Genomic DNA, 14,133 nt, shown 5'->3' with positions numbered 1-14,133 from the left:
GCTGCCACTGACCGAACAATGCTCTGGAGGCATCGTGGCAGAGGCGTACATCGTCGGGGCGGTCCGCACCCCGGTCGGCAAGAAGAAGGGCGGCCTGTCGACCGTCCACCCCGTTGACCTGGCCGCCCACACGCTGAAGGCGCTCGTCGACCGCACGGGCGTCGACCCCGAGGCCGTCGAGGACGTGATCCTGGGCTGCGTCATGCAGTTCGGCCCGCAGAGCCTCGACATCGCGCGCAACGCCTGGCTCTCGGCTGGCCTGCCGGAGTCCGTCCCCGGCGTGACCATCGACCGGCAGTGCGGCTCCTCCCAGCAGGCCATCCACTTCGCCGCCCAGGGGGTCATGTCCGGCACCCAGGACCTGGTGGTGGCCGGGGGCGTGGAGTCCATGAGCATCGTCCCGATGGGCTCCTCCGTCAAGGCGGCCCTGGACATGGGCATGCCGTTCCCCTTCGGCGAGGGCTGGGTGGCCCGGTACGGCAAGCAGGAGATCTCGCAGTTCCGCGGCGCGGAGCTGATGTGCGAGAAGTGGGGCTTCACCCGCGAGCGGCTGGAGCAGTACGCCTACGAGAGCCACCAGCGGGCGGCCAAGGCGATTGCCAACGGGCACTTCAGGGACCAGATCGAGCCGGTCAACGGCGTGACGGACGATGAGGGCCCGCGGCCGGACACCACGCTGGAGAAGATGGCCGAGCTCAAGACGCTGCGCGAGGGCGGGGTCATCACGGCCGCCACCTCCAGCCAGATCTCCGACGGCTCGGGTGCCGTGCTGATCGCCTCCGAGCGGGCGGTCCGCGAGCACAACCTGACCCCGCGCGCCCGCGTCGTCCAGCTGGGCCTGGCCGGCGACGACCCGGTCTACATGCTGACCGCGCCGATCCCGGCCACGCGCAAGGCGCTGCAGAAGGCCGGCCTGTCGATCGACGACATCGACGTGGTCGAGATCAACGAGGCGTTCGCGCCCGTGCCGCTGGCCTGGATCGAGGAGCTGGGCGCCGACCCGGCCAGGGTCAACCCGAACGGCGGGGCCATCGCCCTGGGCCACCCGCTGGGCGGCACCGGCGCGATCCTCATGACCAAGCTGCTGCACGAGCTGGAGCGGACCGGCGGCCGGTACGGCCTGCAGACCATGTGCGAGGGCGGCGGCCAGGCCAACGTCACCATCATCGAGAGGCTCTGACACCAAAAGCTCGACGGCGCGCGGAACCTGGCGGGCTGTGCCGCGCGCCGTCGTCCTTCCCGGGTGCCTACTTGATCGACCCGGCGGTGAGCCCGCCGACGACCTTGCGCTCGATCAGCGCGAACAGGATGATCACCGGGATGGTGGCGATCACCGATCCGGCGAACAGGCCCTGCCAGTCCACCGAGTACTGGCCCATGTAGGAGTGCAGCGCCACGGGCAGCGGCTGGTTCTGCGGCGAGGTGGCCAGCGTCAGCGCGACGACGAACTCGTTCCACGCGGCGATGAACGTGAAGATCAGCGCGGTGATGACGCCCGGCATGGCCAGCGGCAGCGTGATGCGGAACAGCGCCCCGAGGCGCCCGTTGCCGTCGATGAACGCGGCCTCCTCCAGCTCGCGCGGGATGGAGGAGAAGTAGGCGTTGAGGATCCACACGGCGAAGGCCAGGTTGAAGCCGCCGTTGACGAGGATCAGCGCCACGATCGAGTCGACCAGGCCGAACTGGTAGAACTCGCGGTAGATGCCCACGACCATGGCTGTCGGCTGGAACATCTGCGTGATCAGCACGAGCAGCAGGAAGAACGTGCGTCCCCTGAAGTGGTGCCGCGAGGTGTAGTAGGCGGCCGGCAGCGCCACCAGCAGCACCAGCAGCGTGGAGCCGAACGCGACCTGCAGCGAGACGACCAGGTTGTCGGCCAGGCCGCCGCTCCAGAAGCCGGTGATGGCCGACAGGTCCCAGCGCTCGGGGAACCACTCGGCCTTGCGCAGCTCGTCCTGCGGGCGCAGCGAGATGAGCACCATCACCAGGTAGGGGAACAGGAAGAACAGCCCGATGAGGTAAGCGGCGGCGGCGGTGACGGTCGTCTTCAGCCGCGGCATGCCCCGGTGCGTGCGCGGGGCGGCATGGTGGCCGGCGTGCTGGGCGGTGTGCTGGGGGGCGTGCTGGGTGGTGTGGGCCATCACGCCACCTCCTGCTTCCACCGCGAGACCTTCAGGAAGATCGCGGTCAGGACGATGACCATGCCGAAGTTGACCACCGACATCGCGGCGGACTCGCCGATGTCGGAGTTCTTGAGGATGTACATGAAGATCGTGGAGGTCGCGGTGTCGTAGCCGGGCTGCCCTCTGGTCATCGCCCAGATGATCGGGAAGCTGTTGAAGACGTTCATCACGTTGATCAGCGCGGCCACGGTCAGCGCGGGGCGCAGCAGCGGCAGCGTGATCGACCAGTACGTGCGCAGCCTGGAGGCGCCGTCCATTCTGGCCGCCTCATAGACCTCGGAAGGGATCGTGGCCAGGCCGGCGAGCAGGGCGTAGGTGGTGAACGGCACCGAGACGAAGACCGCCACGAACACCAGCCACGGCATCGCGGTGGAGGCCTGCCCCAGCTGGTCGGCCGCCTCGCCGCCCATGGCCGACAGCAGGCCGAGCGAGCGCGGGTCGACGCCGAAGACGTCGTGGACGAACGTGCCCAGGTCGCGCCTGATCAGGTTGATGACGCCGACCTCGGGGTCGAGCATCCACTTGAACACGATCGCCGTCATCAGCACCGAGGCCGCCCACGGCGCGATGAGCGCCCACCTGGCCACCTTGCGGCCGGGGAACCTCTGGTTGAACAGCTGCGCCAGGGCCAGGGAGATCAGCACGGTGAGCCCGACGACCGCGACCACCCAGATCACGCTGCGGACCATGATGTCGGCGAAATCCTTCTCGGCGAAGAGCTTCTCGTAGTTGGCCAGCCCGTTCGGGCCCTGCACGACGCCGAACCTGCTGATCTTCAGGAAGGACGACCGGATCATCTCCACGACCGGCCAGATCACCACCGCGGCGATCAGCACCACCGCGGGCCCCACCCAGGCGAGGGGCTCCAGCTTCTTCATGCGCACCCTTTCATGGAGGTACGGCAGGCGCGATCGGCCGTCGTGCCGGCACCCGCGCCTGCCGTACGCCATCCAGACAGATCAGCCCGCCTCGGCGACCTTCTGGAGCTCACCCAGGACCTTGGCGGGATCCTGGACGGCGCCGCCCATGGTCTGCTTGATCTGCGTGTTCACCTCGGACCACTTGGGGTCGGTGAACGGGTAGAAGCTCGCGTTGGGCAGGGCGTCGAGGAACGGCTTGAGCTTCTCGTCGCCCGACAGCTTCTGGATGCCGCTCTTGGTGACCGGGAGCAGCTTGTAGAGGTCAACGATCTTCTGCGCGGCCGGGCCGGTGTAGAAGTAGTCGAAGAACTTCTTGATCTCTTCCGGGTGGTTGTTCTTGTTGAACGCCATGATCCAGTCCATGACGCCCAGCGTCGTGTCGAGCGGGCCGGTCTTGCCGGGGATCGCCACCACGCCGTACTTGTCCTTCACCGCGCCCGCGTCGAAGATCGGGATCGACATCGGGCCGCCGTTGGCCATGCCGACCTTGCCGGCCGCGAAGTCCTCCCAGACCGTCTTGCGGTCCTTGGTGCCGGGGTTGGGGGTGGTCAGCCCGGCGTCGACCATGCCCTTGAGGAAGGTGAAGGTCTCGACGTTCTGCGGGGAGTTGATCGCCCACTTGCCGGAGGCGTCCTTGTAGCCGCCGCCGTTGCCCAGCATCCACAGGAACGCCTCGGCCTGGGCCTCCTCCTGGCCCAGCGGCAGGCCGAAGGGCTGGGAGACGCCCGCGTCCTTCAGCTTCTGGGCCGCGGCCTTCAGCTCGTCCCAGGTCTTGGGCGGCTCGGCGACGCCGGCCTTGGTGAACAGCTCCTTGTTGTAGAACAGGGCACGCGCGGAGGAGACGAACGGGATGCCGTAGGCGACGCCGTCGACCTTGCCGAACTCGGCGAACTTCTCCAGCAGGTCCTGCTGGACGCCGGGGGAGAGCACCTCCTCGGCCTTGTGCAGCAGGCCGTCCTTGACGAAGCCCGAGTAGTCGCCGGTCTGCAGGATGTCCGGCGGCTGGCCGTTCTGGACCATCGTCGCGACCTGCTTGTCGATGTCGTTCCAGTTGATGACCGTGACTTCGACGTTGATGGCCGGGTTGGCCTTCTCGAACTCGGCCACCACCTCGTCCCAGAACTTCTGGCCGGAGTTCGGCTTGCCCGGGCCGTCGCCGTAGTCGGCGGCCACCATCTTGAGCGTGACCTGGCCGCCGCCGGCCTTGTCCCCGCTGTCGCCCGCGGTCCCGGTGCCAGATCCGGAGCCGCAGCTGGCGAGGGTGACAGTTGCGGCGAGGCCGAGAGCCGCGCCCACAAGCTTCTTGTTCACCTTCGATACCGCCTTCTCTTCGGACTGCTCCGACTGGTATGGACCAGCCGCGGAGCAGTCCAGGGATCAAGAGGTGCGCGAGCCGCAGCTCCGCGCGTTTGCGCCAGGGTAAGCCGGGCTTCACCGCGCGGTCTATACCGGGCGATATCGGTTCGACAACGGAAGCGGAAAGGTGGTCTAGACCGGGATGGTTTTGGGATCTTCTAAGTGACTCTCTGGGTTTTCTAGGTGATCGTCCGGTGGACGTCCTCCCTGTCGCCCGGCTTGCCGATCCACGGCCCGTCGACCGAGGGGTCGAGGATGCCCTCCTCCAGGAACCGGTACCGGCCCTCCAGGGCGTACCGCGCCAGCCGTACGTCCTGCTTGTCGGTGTTGTCCCACAGCTGGGCGAACAGCGCGCCGATCCGCCGCCTGGCCTGGCGGCAGAAGGCGTCGGCCAGCTCCTGCGGCCTGCGCCCCAGGTCCGCCTCGTCCTCCTGCGCCTTGACGCAGACCGCGGTCATGGCATACAGCTCGGCGCCGATGTCGACCAGGCGGCCCAGGAAGGCCTGGCGGTGCTCCAGCCGGGCCTGCCAGCGCGACATGCCGTAGAAGGTGGACCGGGCCAGCTTGCGGCTGGTCCGCTCCACGAAGCGCAGGTGCGGCGCCAGCGGGCCGAAGGCCGCGTAGGACATGGGCAGGGTGCCCGTGCCCGCGACCAGCGAGGGGAGCCATCTGGCGTAGAAGGCGCCGGCCCGCTTGAGCGCCGGGCCCTTGGGCTTGCCGGGCTCGAGCAGCTCCCCGGCCGCGGTGAGGTGCGCGTCCACCGCCTCACGGGCGATGAGCAGCTTCATGATCTCCGAGCTGCCTTCGAAGATGCGGTTGATGCGCAGGTCACGCAGGACCTGCTCGGCCGGCACGCCGCGCTCGCCGCGGGCCGCCAGCGAGTCGGCCGTCTCGAACCCGCGCCCGCCCCTGATCTGGACCAGCTCGTCGGCCACCAGCCAGGCCAGCTCCGAGGCATACAGCTTGGCGAGGGCGGCCTCGATCCTGATGTCGTTGCGCGCGTCGTCGGCCAGCCGGCTGGTCAGCTCGCAGATCGCCTCCAGGGCGTAGGCGGTGGCGGCGATGAAGGCGACCTTCTTGGCGACCGCCTCGTGCTCGCCGACCTTGCGCCCCCACTGCACGCGGGCCGAGCCCCACTCCCTGGCGATCTTCGCGGCCCACTTGGCGGCCCCCGAGCAGACGGCCGGCAGCGACAGGCGGCCGGTGTTGAGCGTGGTCAGCGCGATCTTCAGGCCCTGGCCCTCGCGGCCCACCATGTTCCTGGCCGGGACGCGCACGTCCTTGAACGTCGTGACGCCGTTCTCGATCCCGCGCAGGCCCATGAACTCGTTGCGGTTGGTGACGGTGATGCCGGGGGAGCCGGCCTCGACGATGAACGCGCTGATCCGCTCGCCGGTGCGGGCCATGACCACCAGCAGGTCGGCGATGACGCCGTTGGTGGTCCACAGCTTGGTGCCGTTGATGACGTACTCGTCGCCGTCCCGCACGGCGGTCGTCGACAGGCGGGCCGGGTCCGATCCCACGTCCGGCTCGGTGAGCAGGAAGGCCGAGATCTCCCCGCGCGCGCACCTGGGCAGGAACTCGCGCTTCTGCTCCTCGGTGCCGAACAGCTTCAGCGGCTGCGGCACCCCGATCGACTGGTGCGCCGACAGCAGCGTCGCCAGCGCCGGGCTGTAGGAGCCCACCAGCGTGAGGGCGCGGCAGTAGTACAAGTACGGCAGGCCCAGCCCGCCGTACTCCTCGCTGATCGTGATCCCGAAGGCGCCCAGGGCCTTCAACCCCTTGATCACCTCGTCCGGGATCCGCGCCGTCCTCTCGATCGCCCCCGGGTCCACCTGCGTGTCCAGGAACCGCCGCACCGCCCGGACGAACTCCTCGCCCTTCTCGACGGCCTCCTCGGGGAGCGTGGGCACCGGATGCACCAGATCCAGCCGGAAGTCTCCCAGGAACAGCTGCTTGGCGAAGCTCGGCAGCTTCCATTCCCTCTCTCTGGCCTGCTCGCCGAGCTCTCTTGCCTTGGCGTACTCGCTCATGGCGTCCTCCCGCCGACGTTACGCCTCCTTTCTTTCCGTGTGGACCCCGAATATGAGCGCCGCTTCAGAATCGTCGCCCTGCCATTTCCCGTCGCCCCCGGGATGTTCTACTCCGGCTTCGGGATGCTCCCGTAAACCGGGCGGCCGGCGGTCCGGTAGGTCTGCACCATGACCCCGTTGCCGGTGGTCCGGGAGTCGAGGAGCTTGAGGCCGGTCGGGACGATGTCGTCGAACAGCCGCTTGCCGGTGCCGAGCACGAGCGGGAAGACCAGCAGGTAGAACTCGTCGACCAGGTCGGCCTTGATGAGGGTCTGGACCAGGTTGAGGCTGCCGTGCACCTGGAGCTCGCGCCCGGGCCGGGACTTCAGCTCGGCGACCGCTTCGACGACGTCGCCTTTGAGGAGGGTGGTCCCCGCCCATTCGGCCTTGTCGAGCGTGCGGGTCGCGACGTACTTGGGCAGCCCGTTCAGCTTGCCCGCCACGGGGTCGTCCGGGTCCGTGATCTTCGGCCAGTACGCGGCGAAGATCTCATAGGTTTTGCGGCCGAGCAGGAAGGCGTCCGCCTCGGCGAACCGGGCGTCGATCGCGCGCCCGAAGTCCTCGTCGATGTGCGGGACGACCCACCCGCCGTGCTCGAACCCGCTGTTGCGGTCCTCATCCGGCCCGCCCGGCGCCTGTGCGATGCCGTCGAGGGTCATGAAGGTCGTCACGGTGAGCTTCATGGTCCCCTCCTTTCCAGTTGTTGCTTGGCTGTCTCCTCGTGTGGACCACCGGAGTGCGCGGAACTCATCGCGGTCCGCGATGATCCTCCACCCCTCCCATCCGTCATGTCCCCGTGAGCGAGGAGGGGCAGGCCGGCGTTACTCCATGCTCGCGGGCTCGGGCATGCGGAACAGGCGCAGGAAGCGCGTGACGGCCTCAGCATCGCCGTTGATCCGCAGATCGCCGGCGCGTTGCGCCTCTTCCACGGTGCGCCGGCCTGTCAGCAGCTCCGAGACGGTGTCGGGGCCGGCCTCCAGAACCGCGTCGGCACGCTCAGCCGGGCCGCGGGCGAGCGTGATCTCCCGATCGGCCACCCGTACGTGGAATTCCTGCTCGCCGAACCGCAGCCCGATCGTGGCGTCGAACCCGCCCGCGGCCTCCGGCGCGAACAGTGCCTCGAGCGACAGCACGAGCGAGTCGGCGCCGATCGAGGCGTCGTACGGCATGGCGGGAGAGCGGCTGGCCCAGCGCCCCAGCCCGGTGATGATCGGTTGCAGCTCGGCCCCCCACTCGGTCAGTTCGTAGACCCAGGAGCCGGCGGGCGGGGCGAGCTTGCGTTTGCGCACCAGGCCGGAGTCGCCGAGCTCGCGCAACCGCTGCGACAGCACGTCCGCGCTGACGCCGGGCAGGCCGGCCCGCAGGTCGGTGAACCGTTTGGGGCCCAGCACCAGTTCACGCACGACGAGCAGAGCCCACCGCTCTCCGATCAGCTCCAGGGCATGCGCCACCGCGCAGCCGTCGTCATACCTGCGCCTGCCTGCCATGTCCGCAGCCTATCAGGCAACATCCGGAATATGGACTTGATAGTTGGAATTTCCGACTTTATGGTTGTGCCTTCCGGCCAATACGGCCGAAGAGACGGAGAAGCGGCCATGCCACAGTTGTTCATCGAAGCCCCCACGGGGATCCAGCCGGACGCCAAGCGGCAGATGATGCGCGAGATCACCGACGCGGTCGATGCGGCCTTCCGGATCCCCGACGTGCGGATCTGGCTGCGCGAGTACCCGGCAGACAACGTCGCCCAAGACGGCCGGCCGGCCGCGGAACCGGTACGGCCGGTCTGCTTCCTGGAGGTCCCGGAGCTGAAGGACCTCGACACCAAACGCGAGATGTCGGCGCGAATCCACGCGGCCATCGCCACGGCGTACGCGGGCATCGCCAACACCGAGGAGACCCTGGTGCTCATGAACCACTACCCGCTCGAGAACGCGGGCTGGGCCGGACGGCTCCAGTCCGACAACCCGGAGATCGTGGCGGCGGTCGAGCACCTGACCCGGGACTGAACGCACAGCCCGGCCGCGCCGCACCGGCGGCCGAGGATCAAGAGGTTCCTGATGGCTCGCCCGGCCTCGATCGCCATCGAGGCCGGGCGAGCCAGCGGCTTGATCGTCCTCGGGGAGGCGTCAGCCGGGAACGCGCGCGACGCAGAAGACGGTCTGCCCGAACGGCGGGCGGACGAAGCGCTCGATGAAGCGCGTGAGCGGGACGACGGTCCGGTCGTAGATCTTGACGATGCGTGGGTCCGGATAGTTGACGCCGCCCCGCCGTACCGCGGCCCACCAGGCGATGCCGCCGAGGAAGTTGATCGGCTTGAGCACGTCGATGTCGAGCCCGGCCCGGGCGACGCAGGTGCGCAGGGTGGCGGGGGTGTAGCGGCGGACGTGGCCGACCTTGCGGTCGAAGTCGCCATACAGCTGCATGTATCCCGGCACCCAGATGACGATCCGCCCGCCCGGCTTCGTCACCTTCGCCAGCGACTGCAGGGCGGCGACGTCGTCCTCGATGTGCTCCAGGACGTTCATCATCACCACCGTGTCGACCGGCTCCGCCAGCGGGATGTCGGTCGGCAGCCCGAACTGCAGCACCTCCACGTCGGAGCGGTCGGCGAAGCGCTTGCGCAGCTGCTCGACGCAGTAGGGGTCGAAGTCGCTGACCACGAGCCGGTCCAGGCGGGGCAGGAACTGCTCGGCGAAGTGGCCCAGCCCCGAGCCGATCTCCAGCATCGAACGCCCGACGTGCGGCGCGACCATGTCGAGCTCGTACTGCCGGTAGTTCTTGGCCTCGTCGCCACCCAGGTGGTTCTCCAGGGCCTCGTCACCGGCGGCCGGTTGCACTATGCGGTCGTAGCCAGACATCTTCGCTGTGTCCCCCAAGAGACAGGTCACGTGTCCGGCAGAGTCTAGTGCCCGACGGGAACGGAAGGGTCACGTGACGGCCCGATGCCGACAACTGTCGTTCCTGAACGCATTCATGGGGTTACGATCCGTTGGTCTTGCTTTTGTTCCCCATTGCCGAGGGGGCGCCATGGACGCAGGAAACCGCGCCGTGGACCCGCAACACCCCAAAGGGCGGCTGCCGGCCGAGACGACGAGCTTCGTCGGCCGCCGGCTGGAGCTCGCCGAGGCCGTCGCCCTGCTGGGCCGTACCCGCCTGCTGACCCTCACCGGCGCCGGCGGCGTGGGCAAGACCCGCCTGGCCCGCCGCCTGGCCCACACGGTGCGCGGCGACTACGACGACGGGGCCTTCTACGTCTGCCTCGCCGAGGTCCGCGACCCCCGCATGCTCGGCCGGGCCGTGGCGGCCGCGCTTGGCCTGGCGGACCAGACCGCCCGCCCGGCCGAGGAGGTCCTGCGCGCGCACCTGCCCGGCCGGCGCCTCCTGCTGGTCCTGGACGGCGCCGATCACCTGGTCGGCGCCTGCGCCCACCTGGTGGACCTCGTGCTGAGGTGCGCGCCCGGCGTCACGGTCGTGGTCACCAGCAGGCAGGTCCTGGGCGTGCAGTACGAGCAGGTCCTGACCGTCCCGCCGCTGTCGCCGCCGGACGCCGTGGCCCTGTTCGCCGAGCGCGCCCCGGCCAGGCCGCCGCTCACCGCCGAGACCGAGGAACGCATCGCCACGCTGTGCCGGCGGCTCGACCTCCTCCCGCTGGCCATCGAGCTGGCCGCCGTCCGCCTGCGCGCCCTCCCCCTGGAGCGGATCATCGCCCAGCTGGCGCCCCTGGAGCTGGCCGGCCAGGACACCACCCTGCGCGCCGCCATCGGATGGAGCCACGAGCTGTGCGCCCCGGCCGAGCGGCTGCTGTGGGCACGCATGTCGGTCTTCACCAGCTGCTTCAGCCTGGCCGCCGCCGAGACGGTGTGCTCGGACGAACGGCTGCCGCGCGCCGAGATCGTCGACCTGGTGCGCGGCCTGCTCGACAAGTCCATCCTGTCGAGGGAGGAGCTTCCCGACGGCGTGCGGTTCCGCCTGCTGGACTCGATCAAGGAGTACGGCGCCGAGTGGCTGCACCGCCTGGACCAGGAGGAGGCCGAACGGCTGGGCCGCCGCCACAAGGAGTTCTACCTGGAGCTGGCCCGCCACAGCGAGGCCGCCTGGTTCGGCCCCCACCAGCGGGCCATCTTCGCCAGGACCCGCTGCGAGATGGCCAACTTCCGCGTCGCCTTCGAGCGGTGCGACGCCGAGGAGGCACTGGAGCTGGCCGCCACCCTGTGGTTCTACTGGGTCGGCTGCGGCCAGCTGGGGGAGGGCCGCGACTGGCTGGAGCGGGCCCTCAGCAACGTGGAAGCGGCCCCGAAGGCGCCGGCGGCCCACGCCAAGGCCTTATGGGTAGCCGGATACGTCTGCGTCCTCGGGGGCGAATTCGCCAGGGCGCGCCGCCTGCTGGAGGACTGCCGCGCGCTCGGCGACCCCGCCACCATCGCCCACGCCGTCCACCGGCTGGGCGGCCTGGCGCTGGTCGGCGGCGACCACGACCGCGCCATCGACCTGTTCAACGCCGCACTCGACCTCTACGCCCGTCGCGACGTGCTGGAGTGCAACGTGCTCATGGCCTGCGTCGAGCTCGCCATGGCGCTGGCGTTCCGCGACCGGCTGAAGGAGTGCACGGCGCTGTGCGAGCAGGTGCGCGAGACCTGCGAGGGCGTCGGCGAGGAATGGGTGCGCTCCCACGCCGACTACGCCGAATCCTACGTCGCCTGGCTGGGCGGCGACCGGGAGCACGCCCTACGGCTGGCGCTGCGCTGCCTGGAGGTCAGCCATCACTTCCACGACCTGTTCGGCACCGTCCTGGCCGTCGAGCTGATCGCGTTGCTGCGCGCCGAGCGCGGCGAGTACGAGCGCGCCGCCGTCCTGCAGGGCGCCGCCGCGCGGATCTGGCCGTCGGTCGGCCCGCGCCTGTTCCGCTCGCGGTACTTCAACGCCCCGCACGCCGCCTGCGCCCATCTGGCGCGCAGGGCGCTCGGCCGCCGCGCGTTCGCCGCCGCGCGGGCCAGGGGCGAGCGCCTGGGCCTGGACGCCGCCGTGACGCTGGCCGCCCGCCAGGACCGGGGAGTACGGCTCCCGCTCGCCCCAAGGGAGTGGGAGGTCGCCCGCCTGGTGGCCGCCGGGCTGTCCGACGCCGAGGCGGCCGAGCGGCTGGTGACCTCCGAGCACACCGTGGCGGCCATCGTGGCGCAGGTCATGGCCAAGCTCGGCCTGTCGCGCCGCGCGCAGATCGCCGACTGGATCAGGGAACAGGCTTCCGCCCGGCCGCCCGGATGAGGTGGAATCTGTCTCGTCCATGGACGACGACGAGGCGATAGCCCGCTCCCTCGCCGGTGACCTGAGCGCCTACGAGACGCTGGTCGCCCGCTACAGCGCGCTCGCGCACCGGACGGCGGCCATGCTCGGCGCCGGCGACGAGGCGGAGGACGTGGTGCAGGAGGCCTTCGTCAAGGCCTACCGGCACCTGGCCTCCTTCCGCCGCGACTCCCCCTTCCGGCCGTGGCTGCTGCGCATCGTCGCCAACGAGACCCACAACCTCACCCGCTCCCGCGGCCGCCGGTCGGAACTGGCCGTGCGGATCGGCGCCCAGACGCCCGTGACCGCGCCGGACGACCCAGAGGGCACGGCCGTCGCCTCCGACCGCCGGGCCCGGCTGCTGGCGGCGGTGCGCAACCTGCCTGATCGGGAACGCGACGCGGTCGTGTGCCGGTATTTCCTGCAGCTGTCCGAAGCCGAGACGGCGCAGGTGCTGGACTGCCCGGTGGGCAGCGTGAAGTCCAGGACGCACCGGGGCCTGGCCAGGCTGAGGGAGGAGGTGGGCCGTGACCTCGCGTGACTTCCACGACGACGACCTGGAGGCGGAGCTGCTGGCCCTCGGCGACTCCCTCGAGGTGCCCTCGCCGCCTCCCGCCGAGGTGGCGGCGGCCGTACGGGCCCGCCTGGAGTCTCCGGACCCGGCGCACGACCGCGCCCGCCCGCGGCCGGCCGTGCCGCGGCGGCGCTGGAGGCTCGTCGCCGTGATCGCCGTGGTCGTGCTGGCACTCACCGCCGCCGCGCTGACGTGGGTGCTGCGCGCGGGCGGGGTGGAGCTGCGGATCGGCGAGCCCGCGCCCACGCCGAGCGTGACCCGGCCGATCCCGGGCGAGGGCCGGGTCACGCTGGAGGAGGCCAGGCGCGCCGCGCCGTTCCCGGTCCGGGTCCCCGCCGCGCTCGGCGAGCCCGCGGAGGTACGGCTGAGCGACAACGGCAGGATCGTCTCGATGCTCTGGCCGGGCGGCGTCCGCCTCGACCAGTTCGACGGCGGCCTCCACCCGCTGTTCCTCAAGCGCCTGGACACCTGGCCGGACATGGTGTCGATCGGCGTCCACGAAGGCTGGTGGATCGCCCGCGCCCACCCGGTGAGCTACCTGACCAGGGCCGACGGCACCGAGCTGCCGCTGCGGGTGGCCGACGCCACGCTGGTGTGGGGTGAGGGCACGCGCGGCTACCGGCTGGAGGGCATCAGGGACAGGGACCGGGCCGTCGAGGTCGCCCGGTCACTGCGGTGACGTCAGCCACTCGTCTATGCCCTTGAGCAGCTCCTTCTGGACCGACTCCGGCGCCGACGACGACCGGACCGACTGGCGGGCCAGCTCGGCCAGCTCCGCGTCGCGGAAGCCGTACACCCGCCTGGCCAGCTCGTACTGCGGCAGCAGCCGCGAGCCGAACAACAGCGGGTCGTCGGCCCCCAGCGCGAGCGGCACCCCCGCGTCGAACAGCGCCCGCACGGGCACGTCCTCGGGACGCTCGACCACGCCCAGCCCCACGTTGGAGGTGGGGCAGACCTCGCAGCAGATCTGCCGGTCGGCCAGGCGCTCCATCAGCCGCGGCGACTCGGCCGCGCGCACCCCGTGCCCCACCCGGTCGGCCTCCAGGTCGTCCACGCACTGCTCGATGCTGCGCGGCCCCAGCAGCTCGCCGCCGTGCGGCACGGCCAGCAGCCCGGCGCGCTTGGCGATGCGGAAGGCGGCGTCGAAGTCGCGCGCCTGGGCGCGCCGCTCGTCGTTGGACAGCCCGAAGCCGACCACGCCCTTCCCGGCGTACTGCGCGGCGAGCCTGGCCAGCGTCCTGGCGTCGAGAGGGTGCTTGGTGCGGTTGGCGGCCACGATGACCGCGATGCCGACCTCCGACGCCTTGGCGGCCTTCTCGGCGGCGTCGAGCACCAGCTCCAGCGTGGAGGTCAGCCCGCCGAACCGCTGCGCGTACCCCGACGGGTCCACCTGGATCTCCAGCCACCGCGACCCCTCGGCGGCCTCGTCCTCGGCCGCCTCCCGCAGCAGCCGGTAGACGTGCTCGGGCTTGCGCAGCACCGAACGGGCGATGTCGTACAGGCGCTGGAAGCGGAACCACCCGCGCTCGTCGGTGGCGTGCAGCTGGGGCGGCCAGTCCTCCACCAGCGCGTCGGGCAGGTGCACCCCCTGCTCCGCGGCCAGCTCGATCAGCGTGGTGTGCCGCATCGAGCCGGTGAAGTGCAGGTGCAGATGGGCCTTCGGGAGGGTGTTCAGGGGTCTTTCGCGCTGCCTTTCCATATGCGTCTCAACCTTATGGCCAGGCGGGGCGTTGGGGAGGGCGAAAGGG

General features: G+C 70.5%; 13 protein-coding genes. 5 read left to right on the top strand and 8 right to left on the bottom strand.

Translation table 11 applies throughout. The features are described 5' to 3' along the window. Positions 1 to 34 precede the first annotated feature (34 nt). On the top strand, positions 35 to 1,180 hold the full coding sequence (locus BSB02_RS32425) for an acetyl-CoA C-acetyltransferase (protein WP_084964792.1): 1,146 nt from the start codon (positions 35 to 37) through the stop codon (positions 1,178 to 1,180). Between the two features lie 67 nt (positions 1,181 to 1,247). Here the strand turns inward: BSB02_RS32425 and BSB02_RS32420 are convergent, their stop codons facing one another. From BSB02_RS32420 to BSB02_RS32395, 6 genes are all read right to left on the bottom strand, one after another. Then, positions 1,248 to 2,141, bottom strand: coding sequence for a carbohydrate ABC transporter permease (locus BSB02_RS32420; protein ID WP_240506845.1), 894 nt, complete (start codon positions 2,139 to 2,141; stop codon positions 1,248 to 1,250). Next, positions 2,141 to 3,061, bottom strand: a complete 921-nt coding sequence (locus tag BSB02_RS32415; RefSeq protein ID WP_084964791.1) for a carbohydrate ABC transporter permease — start codon at positions 3,059 to 3,061, stop codon at positions 2,141 to 2,143. Before BSB02_RS32415 ends, BSB02_RS32420 begins: the two co-directional genes overlap by 1 nt. An 81-nt stretch (positions 3,062 to 3,142) precedes the next feature. Then, entirely contained in the window at positions 3,143 to 4,414 is a 1,272-nt protein-coding gene (locus BSB02_RS32410; protein ID WP_206185006.1) for an extracellular solute-binding protein, read from the bottom strand. A gap of 224 nt (positions 4,415 to 4,638) precedes the next feature. Then, the gene (locus tag BSB02_RS32405) at positions 4,639 to 6,492 is read right to left on the bottom strand and encodes an acyl-CoA dehydrogenase family protein (protein ID WP_084964790.1); all 1,854 of its coding nucleotides are present in this window, start codon (positions 6,490 to 6,492) and stop codon (positions 4,639 to 4,641) included. 107 nt (positions 6,493 to 6,599) lie between these two features. After that, entirely contained in the window at positions 6,600 to 7,214 is a 615-nt protein-coding gene (locus tag BSB02_RS32400; RefSeq protein ID WP_084964789.1) for a dihydrofolate reductase family protein, read from the bottom strand. Positions 7,215 to 7,352: 138 nt separating this feature from the next. Then, positions 7,353 to 8,018, bottom strand: coding sequence for a winged helix-turn-helix transcriptional regulator (locus tag BSB02_RS32395; RefSeq protein WP_143591418.1), 666 nt, complete (start codon positions 8,016 to 8,018; stop codon positions 7,353 to 7,355). Positions 8,019 to 8,126: 108 nt separating this feature from the next. Here BSB02_RS32395 and BSB02_RS32390 point away from each other — a divergent pair, with 108 nt between their 5' ends. Further along, entirely contained in the window at positions 8,127 to 8,537 is a 411-nt protein-coding gene (locus tag BSB02_RS32390; RefSeq protein WP_084964788.1) for a tautomerase family protein, read from the top strand. Positions 8,538 to 8,657: 120 nt separating this feature from the next. Here BSB02_RS32390 and BSB02_RS32385 read toward each other — a convergent pair whose 3' ends face one another. Continuing rightward, positions 8,658 to 9,389: a class I SAM-dependent methyltransferase gene (locus BSB02_RS32385; RefSeq protein ID WP_084964787.1), complete on the bottom strand. Its 732-nt coding sequence runs from the start codon at positions 9,387 to 9,389 to the stop codon at positions 8,658 to 8,660. Between the two features lie 169 nt (positions 9,390 to 9,558). On the opposite strand from BSB02_RS32385, the gene BSB02_RS32380 reads away from it, so the two are divergent. The 3 genes from BSB02_RS32380 to BSB02_RS32370 are packed head-to-tail and all read left to right on the top strand — an operon-like array spanning position 9,559 to position 13,064. After that, positions 9,559 to 11,793 (top strand): ATP-binding protein, encoded by a 2,235-nt coding sequence (locus tag BSB02_RS32380; RefSeq protein WP_158088791.1) that lies wholly within the window; start codon positions 9,559 to 9,561, stop codon positions 11,791 to 11,793. Between the two features lie 19 nt (positions 11,794 to 11,812). Beyond that, on the top strand, positions 11,813 to 12,352 hold the full coding sequence (locus BSB02_RS32375) for an RNA polymerase sigma factor (protein ID WP_084964785.1): 540 nt from the start codon (positions 11,813 to 11,815) through the stop codon (positions 12,350 to 12,352). Continuing rightward, positions 12,339 to 13,064, top strand: coding sequence for a hypothetical protein (locus tag BSB02_RS32370; RefSeq protein WP_084964784.1), 726 nt, complete (start codon positions 12,339 to 12,341; stop codon positions 13,062 to 13,064). Before BSB02_RS32375 ends, BSB02_RS32370 begins: the two co-directional genes overlap by 14 nt. On the opposite strand, the gene BSB02_RS32365 is transcribed toward BSB02_RS32370, so the two are convergent. Continuing rightward, positions 13,053 to 14,084, bottom strand: a complete 1,032-nt coding sequence (locus BSB02_RS32365; protein WP_084964783.1) for an adenosine deaminase — start codon at positions 14,082 to 14,084, stop codon at positions 13,053 to 13,055. The two genes, BSB02_RS32370 and BSB02_RS32365, sit on opposite strands and share 12 nt — an antisense overlap. Between the last annotated feature and the right edge of the window lie 49 nt (positions 14,085 to 14,133).

It is taken from the genome of Thermoactinospora rubra (assembly GCF_002093975.1).
Lineage (GTDB): Bacteria > Actinomycetota > Actinomycetes > Streptosporangiales > Streptosporangiaceae > Nonomuraea > Nonomuraea rubra_A.
Note: the sequence above shows the minus strand (reverse complement) of the source record. Positions and strands in the feature narration are given on the sequence as shown.

Excerpts from the sequence above, each read along its gene's own strand:
- BSB02_RS32420 (WP_240506845.1), bottom strand. The coding sequence starts at position 2,141 with ATGGCCCACACCACCCAGCACGCCCCCCAGCACACCGCCCAGCACGCC.
- BSB02_RS32415 (WP_084964791.1), bottom strand. The coding sequence starts at position 3,061 with ATGAAGAAGCTGGAGCCCCTCGCCTGGGTGGGGCCCGCGGTGGTGCTG.
- BSB02_RS32405 (WP_084964790.1), bottom strand. The coding sequence starts at position 6,492 with ATGAGCGAGTACGCCAAGGCAAGAGAGCTCGGCGAGCAGGCCAGAGAG.
- BSB02_RS32400 (WP_084964789.1), bottom strand. The coding sequence starts at position 7,214 with ATGAAGCTCACCGTGACGACCTTCATGACCCTCGACGGCATCGCACAG.
- BSB02_RS32395 (WP_143591418.1), bottom strand. The coding sequence starts at position 8,018 with ATGGCAGGCAGGCGCAGGTATGACGACGGCTGCGCGGTGGCGCATGCC.
- BSB02_RS32390 (WP_084964788.1), top strand. The coding sequence starts at position 8,127 with ATGCCACAGTTGTTCATCGAAGCCCCCACGGGGATCCAGCCGGACGCC.
- BSB02_RS32385 (WP_084964787.1), bottom strand. The coding sequence starts at position 9,389 with ATGTCTGGCTACGACCGCATAGTGCAACCGGCCGCCGGTGACGAGGCC.
- BSB02_RS32380 (WP_158088791.1), top strand. The coding sequence starts at position 9,559 with ATGGACGCAGGAAACCGCGCCGTGGACCCGCAACACCCCAAAGGGCGG.
- BSB02_RS32375 (WP_084964785.1), top strand. The coding sequence starts at position 11,813 with ATGGACGACGACGAGGCGATAGCCCGCTCCCTCGCCGGTGACCTGAGC.
- BSB02_RS32365 (WP_084964783.1), bottom strand. The coding sequence starts at position 14,084 with ATGGAAAGGCAGCGCGAAAGACCCCTGAACACCCTCCCGAAGGCCCAT.